Genomic DNA, 13,264 nt, shown 5'->3' with positions numbered 1-13,264 from the left:
GTTTTGTTTGACGGCCCGCAAGCACAAGCAGGCCACAGCACCTAACGTCTGGCTACAGCCTGGCTACAGCCTTACTACTGCTTGACCGGCCGCTTCGCCAACTTCCGCTGCAGCGTTCGACGATGCATGTTCAACGCACGCGCCGTGGCCGAAATATTGCCGCCGTGCTCCGCGAGCACGCGTTGAATATGCTCCCACTCCAGACGCGCAACCGACAACGGCGTGGGATGCTCAATCGCCTCTTCAGCTTGCAGGGCGCTCGCCTCGCTTTGCAGCGCGGACAAAATCGTCTCGACATTGGCGGGTTTCGCCAGGTAGTTATCGGCGCCGTCTTTCACGGCCTGAACCGCCGTCGCGATGCTGGCATAACCGGTCAACACCAGCATGCGCGCGTCAGGCTGCAAATCACGCAAGGGGGCGACGAGCGTAAGACCGGAGTCGTTGCCGAGATGCAGGTCCACCGTGATCTGGCTGAACCTCTGCTGGTTCGCCAACTTGATCGCCTCATCCGCGTTGTGCGCTTCGGCCACCGTATAACCGCGTCGCGTCAACCCGCGGGCGAGGATGCCGGAGAACACCTCATCGTCGTCGATCACCAGAAAATTCATATCGCTCATGCCTGTTTCTCCGTGTTGGATGGCGTAGTGCCTTGACGGCCCGCACCTGATAATTTGCGCGCCGCAAGCGGCAGTCTCAACACTGCACGCGTGCCGCGCGGCTTGATTTCGCTGAAGTCGGCCAGCTCGATCGATCCCTTCAGACGTGCCGCCGCCGAAAATGCCAGATACAGACCCACGCCGTGTCCGCCTTGTGTGCTGTCGACCGGCATCGTGCCGAGCGATCCGCGCAACGCGGCAGGAATGCCCGGGCCTGCGTCGCATACCTCGAACACGATCTGGTCACCGCGAACTGTGAGCGTGCACGACAGCGTGACGTGATCGCGACTCGCGCGCGCGGCGTTGTCGAGCAGAATCGTCAGAATCTGGCTCACGGCAACCGTATCGTCGAGGCTGATATCCGCAGGTGGCACACCGATCCGCTCGAACTTCACATGCGGATGACGCAAGCGCCACTGCTCGGAGAACGACTCGAGCCATTCACCGACCATTTGCCGGTTGGTCGCGGTCGTTGCGCGGCTGCGCAGCCGGGCAAGCGCCGAAGTACACAGCGTCATTTGCTGTTCGAGCAGCTCCAGATCGGCGCTATACGGCGCGAGCCCTTTATCGGTTCGGGCCGCGTCGCGCAATTCTTCGGACAACATCGCAATTGTAGACAGCGGCGTGCCGATTTCGTGCGCGACGGTAGCGGCCTGCACGCCAAGCGCGACGGCGCGTTCATCGTGAAGCAAGCGCTGCTGCGCTTCTCCGAGCGCTGCGTCACGTAGTCGCAGAGCGCGTGACATGCGTGCAACGAACCACGCAATCAGGCCGACGCTGACCATGAAGTTCACCCACATGCCGGCGCGATAGTAGTCGAACAGGTTCGCCGGGTTGTCGAGATTGAGCGGTACGGAATCGAAGCCGAGCACGGCGTAGCAGGCCACGGCGAACGCGGCGAGCCACGCCATCAGATGCCATGGCAACACGGCTGCGGCAATCGCGAGCGACGGCAGGTACAGCGACACGAAGGGATTGGTGGTGCCACCTGAGAGGAACAGCAGCGCCGACAATGCGCCGAGATCGACCCAGATCTGCCCGAACAGTTCGAGATTGGACTCTGGCCGCTGCTGCGAGACACGCCACCACGTGAGTGCGTTGAAGATAACCTCAAGGGCGATCACGAGCAACATGGCGGGCAACGGCAGGTGCACGCCGAAGAAGTTCTGCACGAACGCAATCGTCGTCAGTTGGCCGATGATGGCGAGGCTGCGTAGCCAGAACAGATGACCGAGGTTGACCCGGCCGGTGTTGGTTATACGATGCATGACTTTAGTTTAACTGTTCGGACTAGTCTGACTGACCTCGCGGTCTCGTGCCGGTAGCATGGAATTTTGCGATAGCGCTGCGTGGGCCGATCGTTTATCACCGGTTCTTGCGCAGCCCAAACCCATCATGCTACCTACCTCCGATAGCGAGACGCCCGCCTCGTCAGCTTTCCTGACTTTCCTGCGACATGCTGCCGCAGCCCGACAAAACGGCACAACGGACACAGAGGCCAAGTGGCTCGACATCGCCGCACAACTTCATCCACTCGACGATGAGTCGATCGAATCGCTGATTGCTACGCTGCTCGCGCAAGATCGTCACAATGACGCGATCGGACTCGCCGCCATTATTGCCCAACTCGATCCCCATCGCGCTCTTACGCACTTCCGTTTCGCCTACGCGCTGCAGATGGCAAACCGGCATGGCGAGGCAATCGCACCCTATCGTCGCGCACTCGGCATCGATCCAGCTTTGCCGCAGTTGCGCAACAATCTCGCCGGCGCCCTCGCACTCACTGGCGGAGATCCCAACGAGCAACTCGCCCTACTGAAACGTGCGGTTCATGACGATCCCGGCCACGGCGATGCATGGACCAATCTTACTCAGGTAAACCGTGTCAATTTGAATCTGCCGGGCGCGCTTGAAGCAGGCGCACGAGCCGTGCAATGTGCGCCGCATAGCCCGCTGGCGCATAACAACTATGCGCTGGCGCTACGTGAAGCGCAACGCTGGGACGAGGCGGAGCACGCCGGAAGAACGGCCTGTGCATTAGCGCCCAACGACGCGGCGATGCGCTCCAATCTCAGCCTGTTGCAGCTTATGCGCGGCGATTACGCGCACGGCTGGCAAAACCACGAAGCGCGCTGGGACGGCTCGTTTGAATTGGGCGGCAACCGCCCCTCAATGCCCGCGCCGACCTGGCAAGGCGAATCGCTCGCCGGCAAAACGCTGCTGGTGTGGGGCGAACAGGGCATGGGCGATGTCCTGCAGTTCAGCCGATATATTCCCCTGCTGGCGGAGCGTGTTCATCGCGAGGGCGGCCGTCTCATCTGGAATTCATTTCCGCAAATGGGCGCGCTGCTCGCTCGCAGCCTCACCGATCAAGTGGACGATTACTCGGCCGGCGGCGGCGTCGACTCCTTGCCGCCGTTTGACTATGAAATTCCGTTACTCAGCCTGCCGTTGATCTTCGACACGCGCGAGGAGACTATCCCCGCTGAGATTCCGTACCTGCATGCGGACGCCGCAGCCAGCCAGTCTTGGCGAAAAAGGCTGAGCGGGGAAAGGAGGCTCAAAGTCGGACTCGCGTGGACCGGCAGCCACGGCCATCAGCGCAATCCGTTCCGGCGGGTGGGTTGGGAGCGCTACGCGGAACATTTCGGCGGCATGCAGAACGTGGCGTTCTACTCGTTGCAACCGGGTGCCGGGACGGACGTCGCGGCGGCTCGGGCGGCGGGTCTGCCGATGTCGGACTACACCGCCGAATTCGCCAATTTCGACGACACGGCTGCGTTTGTCAGCGCGCTTGATCTCGTCATCACGGTTTGCACTTCCGTGGCGCATCTGAGCGGCGCGCTCGGCCAGCGCACATGGGTGCTGCTCGACGTCAATCCGCATTGGGTCTGGTTGCTCGACCGGCTCGACAGCCCGTGGTATCCGAGCGCCACACTCTACCGGCAGCCACAGTTCGGTCAATGGGATCCGGCACTAAAGGCCGTCGCACAGGATCTGAGCGTGCTTGCTGCCCAGAGCCACGCAGCCTAGCGAGGCACCGCGGCCACCCAAGCCACGTCGCGCCGCATTCAAGGCGAACCGGCTCCCGGTGCCCGTTGCACGGCTTGCGCAATCTCCGCTGCGAGACATTCAGGACACAGGCAGCGGCCGGACGGATCGAGCCGGTCTGCCGGCAGGGCCGGCATCTCACGGCACCAGCAGTCGAACGGCACCCCATGCATGGCGCAATCGAACGCCTGACCGCAGCGCGGACAAAGCGCGCTGCTTGCGGAACGGGAAGCTGACGATTTCATGACGGACCGCTGATCTCGATTCGGCCTGGATCAGGAAATGATGCCACGACTGGCGTGCCGCCGTCAGTCGGCCATTCGGCCAATTCACAGGCGGTTCAGAACGGCGGTAAGCTCGATCGCCGGCCGCCGCCTCGGGCCAGTCATTGCGCAGTGCGCAAAGCCTGCGCCGCCGGTCACGGGCGTCGGTATCGAAAACCCTGTTGCAGCGCGCCAGTCCTGTACAATTCGCCCTGTTTTAACTGTTCCGTGCCTGAGCCTGCCGCCATGTCCGAGATCCCTGACCTTTCGCAGATCGCGCCCACCCTCAAGGCTGAAATTCTGGCCGAGGCGCTACCTTACATTCGCCAGTATCACGGTAAGACCGTGGTCATCAAATACGGCGGCAACGCCATGACCGAGGAGCGACTCAAGCAAGGCTTCGCGCGCGACGTGATCCTGCTGAAGCTCGTCGGTATCAATCCGGTCATCGTGCACGGCGGCGGTCCGCAAATCGACCAGGCGCTGAAGAAAATCGGCAAGCAGGGCACGTTCATTCAGGGCATGCGCGTCACCGACGAAGAGACGATGGAAGTCGTCGAATGGGTGCTCGGCGGCGAAGTGCAGCAGGACATCGTCACGCTGATCAACCATTTCGGCGGCCACGCGGTCGGTCTGACCGGCAAAGACGGCGGCCTGATCCACGCGCGCAAGATGCAGATGCCGGATCGCGACAATCCGGGCCAGTACGTCGATATCGGTCAGGTGGGCGAGGTCGAGGCGATCAATCCCGCGGTCGTGAAAGCGCTGCAGGACGACGCGTTCATTCCGGTGATCTCGCCGATCGGCTTCGGCGAAGACGGTCTGTCGTACAACATCAATGCGGATCTGGTCGCGGGCAAACTGGCGGTCGTGCTGAACGCCGAGAAGCTCGTGATCATGACCAACATCCCGGGCGTGATGGATAAGGAAGGCAATCTGCTGACCGATCTGTCGGCGCGTGAAATCGACGGCCTGTTCGCAGACGGCACGATCTCCGGCGGCATGCTGCCGAAAATCTCGTCGGCGCTGGATGCAGCGAAGAGCGGCGTGCGTTCGGTGCACATCATCGACGGGCGCATCGAGCACTCGGTGCTGCTGGAAATTCTCACCGAACAGCCGTTCGGCACGATGATCCGCTCGCATTGATTCCTGCCTCACACCCGGCCCACACGGCATGCCAGTCAGGCGTGCCATGTGGGCCGTGCAGTTGCGCTGCGGCCGCGTCCGGCGGTGCACAACGCGCCGCCCTCCGGCGCAAGAACACGCCCTCCTTCTCTATCGTTTTCCGCATCGCGAAGCGTCGTCAGCGTTCGCTGCGCGAAACGGCTGCCTGCGCCTGAACGGCGCCCTCCATCATGCGCACCCCCACTTCCCGGCGACGTCGTCCGCATATTGCAGGCGGCAGTCCGGTCTGGCTGTTCGATCTCGACAACACGCTGCATCACGCCTCGCACGCGATTTTTCCGGCGATCAATCAGGGCATGACGCAGTACATCATCGACGCCTTGCAAGTCGATCTCGACGAAGCCAACCGTCTGCGCACCGGCTACACGCAACGCTACGGCGCGACGCTGCTCGGTCTGACGCGGCATCATCCGCTCGACCCGAACGACTTCCTGAAAGTCGTGCATACGTTCCCCGATCTCGGCTCGATGATCCGTCACGAACGCGGCGTCGCACGGCTCGTCGCGTCGCTGCCCGGCCGCAAGATCGTGCTGACCAATGCACCCGAGACCTATGCGCGCGCGGTGCTCAGAGAACTGCGTATCGAGCGTCTGTTCGAACAGGTGATCGCCATCGAACATATGCGCGATCGCCGCCACTGGCGCGCCAAACCCGACCATTCGATGCTGCGCAAGACGATGCGCGACGCGCACGTCTCGCTCAAAGACGCGATCCTCGTGGAAGACACGCGCTCGCATCTCAAGAACTACCGGCGTCTCGGCATCCGTACCGTGTGGATCACCGGCCATCTGCCACGCAAACCGCACGCGGACGGCGTGCCCACGCGTCTGCCCGGCACTGGCCGGCCGCACTATGTCGATCGATGCATTCGTTCGTTAAAATCGCTGAGACTGGGCACCCGCTCGGTTCGATTGAAGGGACAGCAGACGGGACGCAGCCATGCAGCCGATCGACAAGCCTGACGAAGCCGTAACCGAAGACGAACCCACCTCGCCGGCCACCCCGCGCGCAGCGCGCCTGAAACCGGGCGAGCGCCGCGTGCATATCCTGCAGACGCTTGCCGCGATGCTGGAGGCGCCGAAGAGCGAAAAGATCACCACGGCGGCACTCGCCGCCCGGCTCGGCGTCTCGGAAGCCGCGCTGTACCGCCATTTCGCCAGCAAGGCGCAAATGTTCGAAGGGCTTATCGAGTTCATCGAGCAGACCATCTTCGGCCTGATCAACCAGATCGCCGACAAGGAAAGCAACGGCGTGCTGCAAGCCCGTTCGATCGCGCTAATGCTGCTCAACTTCCCCGCGAAGAATCCCGGCATGACGCGCGTGCTGACCTGCGAGGCGCTGGTCGGCGAGCATGAGCGGCTGACCGAGCGCGTCAATCAGATGCTGGAACGGATCGAGGCCTCGTTGAAGCAGTGTTTGCGCGTGGCTCAGATGGAGGCAAATGCGAGCGCGAACGCAGGTGAAAACGCAAGCCCCAGCGCCAATACACAGGCTGTCCCGCTACCAGCCGGCTACGATCCCGCGATCCGCGCGAGCTTGCTGCTGAGCTACATCATCGGTCGCTGGCATCGGTATGTGCGTAGTGGCTTTGCACGGCCACCCGCCGAACACGCCGACGCACAACTGCTCCTGATCCTTCAATAGTCCGCGCGGCACGCGAGCTTGCAGCGGCGCCCGCGACGCTGCCGCATGAAATTTTCCGCTATACTTTGCGCCTGACCGCGGCTCGCCGAATCATCTGAGACCGCCGTCCGGAGCACCCTGAACACCTTGAACACGTACTATCACGCGCCGATTTGCTGACTCGATTGCGGGCGCGCGAACTGCCGGGAATGTTTCCCGCGGCTCACTATAAATGCGGCTAAAGAGGTCGTCAGCCGCGCACACCGTTTCTCCTCCGTGCCTCGCCGACGCCAATCTAGCCGCCCTGTATTTGTCAAATGGCGGAATGAATGGAATCGATCGGTATCGTCGCTCCCCAAAAAATGCATTTCACCGAGCCGCTGCTCATGCAGAACGGCAGCTCGCTGGCCGGTTACGACCTGATGGTCGAGACCTACGGCACGCTCAACGCCGCACGCAGCAATGCCGTGCTGGTGTGTCACGCGCTCAACGCGTCGCACCACGTGGCGGGCGTGTATGCGGACAATCCGAAAGACGTCGGCTGGTGGGACAACATGGTCGGCCCGGGCAAGCCGCTCGACACGAACAAGTTCTTCGTGATCGGCGTGAACAACCTGGGCTCGTGCTTCGGCTCGACCGGGCCGATGAGCATCGATCCGGCCACCGGCAATCCGTACGGCGCGACCTTTCCGGTCGTCACGGTTGAAGACTGGGTGAACGCGCAGGTGCGCGTCGCCGACGCGTTCGGCATCACGCGCTTCGCCGCGGTGATGGGCGGCAGCCTCGGCGGCATGCAGGCGCTCGCCTGGAGCATGATGTATCCGGAGCGCGTGGGCCATTGCATCGTCGTGGCATCCACACCGAAGCTCTCCGCGCAGAACATCGCGTTCAACGAAGTAGCACGCTCGGCGATCCTGTCGGACCCCGACTTCCACGGCGGCAACTACTACGCGCACAACGTGAAGCCGAAGCGCGGCTTGCGCGTCGCGCGCATGATCGGCCACATCACGTACCTGTCGGACGACGACATGGCCGAGAAATTCGGCCGTTCGTTGCGCCGCGCGGAAGGCGCGGTGGACGCGTACAACTTCAACTTCGACGTGGAATTCGAAGTGGAGTCGTATCTGCGCTATCAGGGCGACAAATTCGCTGACTACTTCGACGCGAACACGTACCTGCTGATCACCCGCGCGCTCGACTATTTCGATCCGGCCAAAGCCTTCGACGGCGATCTGACCGCCGCCGTCGCGCACACCACGGCGAAATACCTGATCGCCAGCTTCTCGACCGACTGGCGCTTCGCGCCGGCCCGCTCGCGCGAACTGGTGAAGGCGTTGCTCGACCACAAGCGCACGGTAACCTACGCGGAAATCGACGCGCCGCACGGCCACGACGCCTTCCTGCTCGACGACGCGCGCTATCACAACCTGATGCGCGCCTATTACGAACGTATTGCGAACGAGGTGAACGCATGAACCAGCGAGCACTCGATTATCTGGCGCTGCGCCCGGACTTCCGCGCAATCGCCCGCTGGGTCGAACCGCGCGCCACCGTACTCGATCTGGGTTGCGGCGACGGCTCGCTGCTGTCGCTGTTGAAGGAAGAGCTGGAAGTGCAGGGCTATGGCATCGAAATCAACGACGCCGGCGTGCTGGCGTCCACGCAGAACGGCGTCAACGTGATCCAGCAGAACCTGGAAGACGGCCTGCGTTTGTTCGAAGACGGCAGTTTCGATTTCGCGGTTTTGTCGCAGACGCTGCAAACCATCCATCAAACGGCCGCGATCCTGCGCGAGACGGTGCGGGTGGGCAAGGAATGCATCGTGTCGTTCCCGAACTTCGGTTACTGGGCGCACCGGCTTTCGGTGCTGCAAGGCCGCATGCCGGTGTCGAAGTCGCTGCCTTACCAGTGGCACAACACGCCGAACGTGCGGGTGCTGACGATCAAGGATTTCGAGGCGCTGGCGCCGGAAGTCGGCATCGAGATTCTCGACCGCGTGGTGCTTCACGATGGCCAGGTGGTGCGGTGGGGGGTGAACTGGCGTGGTAGTCTTGCGGTCTATCGCGTCAAGAAAAGCTAACGCCACTTATCCACATGTCGAACCCGCCGCACGAGGCGCCTGCACTTACCGCTCACGAAGAACATCCCGGCTGGCGCGCGTTCCTGAATACGCGCATGCTGATCTGCGTCTTTCTCGGTTTTACGTCGGGATTGCCGCTGTTCACGCTCGTCTATCTGGTGCAGGCGTGGCTACGCTCCGAAGGCGTCAATCTGAAGGAAATCGGCCTTTTTGCGCTGATCCAGTTCCCGTACACCTGGAAATTCGTCTGGGCGCCGCTGATGGACCGCTACGTGCCGCGTTTGCCGGGCTGGCGGCCGGGCAGACGGCGCGGCTGGATGCTGGTTACGCAGATTCTGGTCGCGGGCGCGATTGCTACGCTCGGATTCGTGTCGCCGAAAGATTCGATCTGGACGGTCGCGGCTTTGACAGCGCTGGTCGCCTTCTTCGGCGCGAGCCAGGACATCTCGATCGATGCGTACCGGCGTGAGTTGCTGAGCGACACGCAGCAGGGTCTCGGCAATGCGGTGCACGTGAACGCGTACAAAATCGCCGCGCTGGTGCCGGGTTCGCTGGCGTTGATTCTGTCCGACCATTTGCCGTGGACCACCGTTTTCATCGTCACCGCCGCGTTCATGGTGCCCGGCATGATCATGACGCTGGTGGTGCGCGAGCCCGAAGTGCACGGCACCCCGCCGAAGAATCTGCGCGATGCGATCGTGCAGCCGTTCAGGGAATTCATTCAACGCGACGGCTGGCGCGGCGCGCTGTTCGTGCTCGGCTTCATCTTCCTTTACAAGCTCGGCGACACGATGGCGACCACGCTGTCCACGTCGTTCTTCCTCGACATCGGCTTTTCGCGCACGCAAATCGGCGTGATCGCCAAGACCACCGCATTCGGCGCGAGTCTGGCGGGCGGGATCGTCGGCGGGATCTGGCTGATGAAGATCGGCATCGGCCGCGGGCTGTGGATTTTCGGCGTCCTGCAGATGGTGTCGACGCTCGGCTTCGCCTGGCTTGCACATCTTGGCCCGGCTTCGCCTGGTCTTACCGCAATTTATGACATCGCCGTCGGGTTGAGCCAGGGCACCTCAAAACTGCTCGCGCTCGTCGGCATCGACTGGACCGTGCAGCTCGATCCGCGCTCCGTCGCGTTGGCGCTGGTCTACGGCCTGGAAACCTTCGCGACCGGTCTGACGATGGCGGCCTTCACTGCTTACATCGCCAGCACCACCGATCCGCGGTATACCGCTACGCAGTTCGCGCTCTTCACGAGCCTGGCTTCGGTGCCGCGCACGCTGGCATCGGCGGCAAGCGGCTATGTCGTCGCGAAGATCGGCTGGTTCGACTACTTCATCGTGTGTACCGCGCTGGGACTGCCCGGCATGCTGCTCCTGCTGCGCATCGCGCCCTGGAGAACCCGGTCGTGACGGTGCGTCAGTCAAGGCGCCTCGCGCGTCCCGAAGCGGCTGTCTCCGGGATTCATTCGCCCAAGACTGGCCGCGCGGTGCTGCGTGCGGCGTTGGCGCTCGGTTGCGCGAGCCTGTCGGCAGCGCCGTTGAGCGCCTACGCAACCGCCATGCCCGCCGTTAGTAGCGGTGCAGCAGCCCCGGCCACCGCCACGCCGGCTCCAGCGCCGGCGGCGGCAAAATCGGCGCCAAACACAGCGAGTGCTGAAAACGCGACATCGGCGGCAGTCGGCGCAACCGGCGCCACGAACGCCGGCAGCGCACCTGCCGCCGCCACGCCGCCCGCTTCGACGCAGCCGCCACCGGCGCCGGTAACGGCCAAAACGCCCGCCGCTACTTCGGCGCCGGCAGCGACCGCAAAAGCGCCTGCCGCAACGTCAACGCCCGCCGCAACCACCAACGCCCCCCCGCCTCCGACTTACAGTGCTCCGAATACACAGCTGCGCTACGGCGGCTACCTCGTGTTTCGCAACCTGATCCCCTCGCCCATGCTCGAGGCGCAAGCCGCCGAAGAGTTCAACCAGATCGTGTACGGCGCAGATCACGCGAACCGTCTGTATGGCGACACCGACGCCCACGTCACGCGGGTGCGCTCGATCGTCGACAAACTGATTCCCTACTCGCTGAAGTGGAACGAGCGGGCCAAAAACTGGAAGTGGGATGTGGCGGTGGTGCGCTCGCCCGATATTCGCATGTACTGCCTGCCGGGCGGCAAGATCGTCGTGTATAGCGGCCTGCTCGATCGCGCGCGTTTGAACGACAACGAACTCGGCATGCTAATCGGTCACGAGATCGCACACGCGTTGCGCGAGCATGCGCGCGAGCGGCTCGGCGAACTGCAGGCGAGCCAGCTCGACTCCTCCGGCACGATCCCGCAGCTATTCGGACTCGCCGATCTGGGCGTGGCACCGCTCGGCATCGGTTCGCGGTTGCTGGAGATGAAGTACGAGAGCACCGACGAAACCGAAGCCGACGTGATCGGCAGCGATATCGCCTCTCGCGCCGGGTTCGATCCGCGCGCGGCAGTCACGCTATGGGACAAGCTGGCCACGGCAACGCGCAGCAATCGCGAGCAGGGCTACATCTACGTGCACCCGTACACGCCGGCGCGGCGCCAGGACATCGTCAAGCGTTTGCCGGATATGCTGCCGCTTTATGCGAAGGCCATCGGCAAGAGCGTCGATGCGCTGCCGGACTATGCCGGCATCGGCCGCCCGCGCCGCAAACCGATCGGCGAGTGAATCTTACTTCTTGAACTTGTGGTCGTAATCGACCGTCAGCGGCGCATGGTCGCTGAACTTGATATCGCGGAACACGTCGGTGCGTTTCGCCTTGCCGGCTATGCCCTGCGTCGCGATCTGATAGTCGATCCGCCACCCCACGTTCTTCGCATACGCCTGACCGCGATTGCTCCACCACGTGTACTGTTCCGGCCGCTGATCGAGCGTGCGGAATACGTCGACATAACCAACCTCATCAAACAGCCTGGTGAGCCACTCGCGCTCTTCCGGCAGGCAGCCTGAATTCTTCTGGTTGCTTTTCCAGTTCTTGATGTCGATTTCCTTGTGGACGATGTTCACGTCGCCACACACGATCACTTCCCGCTCCTTGGCCAGTTCCGCGAGATGCGGCATGAACTCGTCCATGAAGCGGAACTTGGCCTGCTGACGATCTTCCCCGCTCGACCCCGACGGCACGTACACAGAGATCACCGAAAGCTCGCCGAAGCGCAGTTCGACATAGCGCCCTTCCGGATCGAATTCCTCGCTGCCGAAACCGATCACCACTTCATCCGGCTCACGGCGCGTGTACACACCTGCGCCGCTATAGCCCTTCTTCACCGCATGCTGGAAATAGCCAGTAAAACCGTGCGGCGACATGAATTCCGGCGTCAAATCGTCCTGCGAGCATTTGATTTCCTGCACGCACAGCACATCGGCTTTCTGTTCGCCGAACCAGTCGAAAAAGCCTTTCTTTGCCGCTGAGCGGATGCCGTTCAGGTTGGCGGTAATCACACGCAACATGTCGTTCCTTTTATGTTCAATTCGTTTCTGGAGCAAAGGGCCAAAGGCACCGCGTCATTCGACCTTGACGCCCTTCAGCGATTCTTTGGCAGGCGGATATTCAAGCTTCAACGCTTCGAACGTGCGGAGCAACAACTCGGCGACCATCACATTGCGATGGGTCTTCGAATCGGCCGGAATTACATACCACGGCGCGTAATCGGTCGATGTCGCGGCCAGCGCCTCGCGGTACGCCGCTTGATATTGGTCCCACTGCTTGCGGGCTTCAAGATCGGAGACATCGAATTTCCAGTGCTTGTCCGGATCGTCGATGCGTGCCTGCAGACGCTCGCGCTGCTCATCTTTCGAAATGTGCAGCATGCATTTGATGATGGTGGTTCCGCTGCATGTCAGCAGTTCTTCGAACTGACGAATGTGGCAACAGCGTTGCTCGAATGCTTCGGCATCCAGAGTGCCGAGCACGGTCGGCACCAGCACATCCTCGTAGTGACTGCGGTTGAAAATGGTCAACTCACCGGCAGCAGGCGCCTGTGCATGCACGCGCCATAGAAAATCGTGCGCCTGTTCGACGGGCGTCGGCGCCTTGAACGGCACAATGCGCAAACCGAGCGGATCGACTTCTTTAAACACCGCGCGGATCGTACCGTCCTTGCCGCTTGTGTCCATGCCCTGCAGCACCAGCAATACGCGACGCTTCTGCTGCGCGTGCAGGCATTCCTGCAGCGTGTCGAGCTTCGCGCCGATCTCCGACAAACGCGCCCGGTCGGCCTCCTTCGAACCGGTCGAAAAAGGCTTCGCGGTCGGGTCGAAAGCGTCGAGCGAGAAGGCGTTGTTCTTCTTGCCGCCGTCAAAATACGGCACGCGGAAATCGTCGAGTTCGGGTTGTTTCGCCATTCACAGGCTCCGTAATCTGCGTTAAACCATCGCCCGCAAA

At 62.4% G+C, this 13,264-nt stretch carries 13 protein-coding genes; 8 read left to right on the top strand and 5 right to left on the bottom strand.

From position 1 onward, the window contains the following. Nucleotides 1–74 precede the first annotated feature (74 nt). Nucleotides 75–617, bottom strand: coding sequence for a response regulator transcription factor (locus KHO23_RS20975; protein WP_211613159.1), 543 nt, complete (start codon nucleotides 615–617; stop codon nucleotides 75–77). Then, nucleotides 614–1,924 carry an ATP-binding protein gene (locus tag KHO23_RS20970; protein WP_211613158.1) on the bottom strand — a complete coding sequence of 437 codons (1,311 nt, stop codon included), beginning with the start codon at nucleotides 1,922–1,924 and terminating at the stop codon, nucleotides 614–616. The genes KHO23_RS20975 and KHO23_RS20970 overlap by 4 nt, the downstream gene beginning before the upstream one ends. Nucleotides 1,925–2,051: 127 nt before the next feature. On the opposite strand from KHO23_RS20970, the gene KHO23_RS20965 reads away from it, so the two are divergent. Then, entirely contained in the window at nucleotides 2,052–3,689 is a 1,638-nt protein-coding gene (locus tag KHO23_RS20965; protein WP_211613157.1) for a tetratricopeptide repeat protein, read from the top strand. Nucleotides 3,690–3,727: 38 nt separating this feature from the next. On the opposite strand, the gene KHO23_RS20960 is transcribed toward KHO23_RS20965, so the two are convergent. After that, a complete protein-coding gene (locus tag KHO23_RS20960) occupies nucleotides 3,728–3,952 on the bottom strand; it encodes a cysteine-rich CWC family protein (protein WP_211613156.1) in 225 nt (74 codons plus the stop codon). 264 nt (nucleotides 3,953–4,216) lie between these two features. Here KHO23_RS20960 and argB point away from each other — a divergent pair, with 264 nt between their 5' ends. From argB to KHO23_RS20925, 7 genes are all read left to right on the top strand, one after another. Then, a complete protein-coding gene (gene argB / locus KHO23_RS20955; protein ID WP_063494482.1) occupies nucleotides 4,217–5,116 on the top strand; it encodes an acetylglutamate kinase in 900 nt (299 codons plus the stop codon). A gap of 209 nt (nucleotides 5,117–5,325) precedes the next feature. Beyond that, entirely contained in the window at nucleotides 5,326–6,117 is a 792-nt protein-coding gene (locus KHO23_RS20950; protein ID WP_211613155.1) for a pyrimidine 5'-nucleotidase, read from the top strand. After that, nucleotides 6,095–6,799, top strand: coding sequence for a nucleoid occlusion factor SlmA (gene slmA, locus KHO23_RS20945; RefSeq protein ID WP_211613154.1), 705 nt, complete (start codon nucleotides 6,095–6,097; stop codon nucleotides 6,797–6,799). The genes KHO23_RS20950 and slmA overlap by 23 nt, the downstream gene beginning before the upstream one ends. A gap of 308 nt (nucleotides 6,800–7,107) precedes the next feature. Then, nucleotides 7,108–8,253, top strand: a complete 1,146-nt coding sequence (gene metX / locus KHO23_RS20940; RefSeq protein ID WP_211613153.1) for a homoserine O-succinyltransferase MetX — start codon at nucleotides 7,108–7,110, stop codon at nucleotides 8,251–8,253. Further along, the gene (gene metW / locus KHO23_RS20935; protein WP_211613152.1) at nucleotides 8,250–8,858 is read left to right on the top strand and encodes a methionine biosynthesis protein MetW; all 609 of its coding nucleotides are present in this window, start codon (nucleotides 8,250–8,252) and stop codon (nucleotides 8,856–8,858) included. Before metX ends, metW begins: the two co-directional genes overlap by 4 nt. A gap of 14 nt (nucleotides 8,859–8,872) precedes the next feature. Then, the gene (locus KHO23_RS20930; protein ID WP_211613151.1) at nucleotides 8,873–10,267 is read left to right on the top strand and encodes an AmpG family muropeptide MFS transporter; all 1,395 of its coding nucleotides are present in this window, start codon (nucleotides 8,873–8,875) and stop codon (nucleotides 10,265–10,267) included. A 50-nt stretch (nucleotides 10,268–10,317) separates the two neighbouring features. Further along, nucleotides 10,318–11,547 (top strand): M48 family metallopeptidase, encoded by a 1,230-nt coding sequence (locus KHO23_RS20925; RefSeq protein ID WP_236066938.1) that lies wholly within the window; start codon nucleotides 10,318–10,320, stop codon nucleotides 11,545–11,547. 3 nt (nucleotides 11,548–11,550) lie between these two features. Here the strand turns inward: KHO23_RS20925 and KHO23_RS20920 are convergent, their stop codons facing one another. Together KHO23_RS20920 and KHO23_RS20915 are read right to left on the bottom strand one after the other, a co-directional pair. Beyond that, the gene (locus KHO23_RS20920; protein ID WP_211613150.1) at nucleotides 11,551–12,330 is read right to left on the bottom strand and encodes an exodeoxyribonuclease III; all 780 of its coding nucleotides are present in this window, start codon (nucleotides 12,328–12,330) and stop codon (nucleotides 11,551–11,553) included. A 54-nt stretch (nucleotides 12,331–12,384) separates the two neighbouring features. Continuing rightward, nucleotides 12,385–13,224, bottom strand: coding sequence for a PPK2 family polyphosphate kinase (locus KHO23_RS20915; RefSeq protein WP_211613149.1), 840 nt, complete (start codon nucleotides 13,222–13,224; stop codon nucleotides 12,385–12,387). Nucleotides 13,225–13,264 lie beyond the last annotated feature (40 nt).

It is taken from the genome of Paraburkholderia haematera (assembly GCF_905220975.1).
GTDB classification, from domain to species: Bacteria; Pseudomonadota; Gammaproteobacteria; order Burkholderiales; family Burkholderiaceae; genus Paraburkholderia; species Paraburkholderia haematera.
The sequence above is the reverse complement of the archived record's forward strand: the minus strand, read 5'-3'. Positions and strand labels throughout refer to the sequence as shown.

Excerpts from the sequence above, each read along its gene's own strand:
- KHO23_RS20975 (WP_211613159.1), bottom strand. The coding sequence starts at position 617 with ATGAGCGATATGAATTTTCTGGTGATCGACGACGATGAGGTGTTCTCC.
- KHO23_RS20970 (WP_211613158.1), bottom strand. The coding sequence starts at position 1,924 with ATGCATCGTATAACCAACACCGGCCGGGTCAACCTCGGTCATCTGTTC.
- KHO23_RS20965 (WP_211613157.1), top strand. The coding sequence starts at position 2,052 with ATGCTACCTACCTCCGATAGCGAGACGCCCGCCTCGTCAGCTTTCCTG.
- KHO23_RS20960 (WP_211613156.1), bottom strand. The coding sequence starts at position 3,952 with ATGAAATCGTCAGCTTCCCGTTCCGCAAGCAGCGCGCTTTGTCCGCGC.
- argB (WP_063494482.1), top strand. The coding sequence starts at position 4,217 with ATGTCCGAGATCCCTGACCTTTCGCAGATCGCGCCCACCCTCAAGGCT.
- KHO23_RS20950 (WP_211613155.1), top strand. The coding sequence starts at position 5,326 with ATGCGCACCCCCACTTCCCGGCGACGTCGTCCGCATATTGCAGGCGGC.
- slmA (WP_211613154.1), top strand. The coding sequence starts at position 6,095 with ATGCAGCCGATCGACAAGCCTGACGAAGCCGTAACCGAAGACGAACCC.
- metX (WP_211613153.1), top strand. The coding sequence starts at position 7,108 with ATGGAATCGATCGGTATCGTCGCTCCCCAAAAAATGCATTTCACCGAG.
- metW (WP_211613152.1), top strand. The coding sequence starts at position 8,250 with ATGAACCAGCGAGCACTCGATTATCTGGCGCTGCGCCCGGACTTCCGC.
- KHO23_RS20930 (WP_211613151.1), top strand. The coding sequence starts at position 8,873 with ATGTCGAACCCGCCGCACGAGGCGCCTGCACTTACCGCTCACGAAGAA.
- KHO23_RS20920 (WP_211613150.1), bottom strand. The coding sequence starts at position 12,330 with ATGTTGCGTGTGATTACCGCCAACCTGAACGGCATCCGCTCAGCGGCA.
- KHO23_RS20915 (WP_211613149.1), bottom strand. The coding sequence starts at position 13,224 with ATGGCGAAACAACCCGAACTCGACGATTTCCGCGTGCCGTATTTTGAC.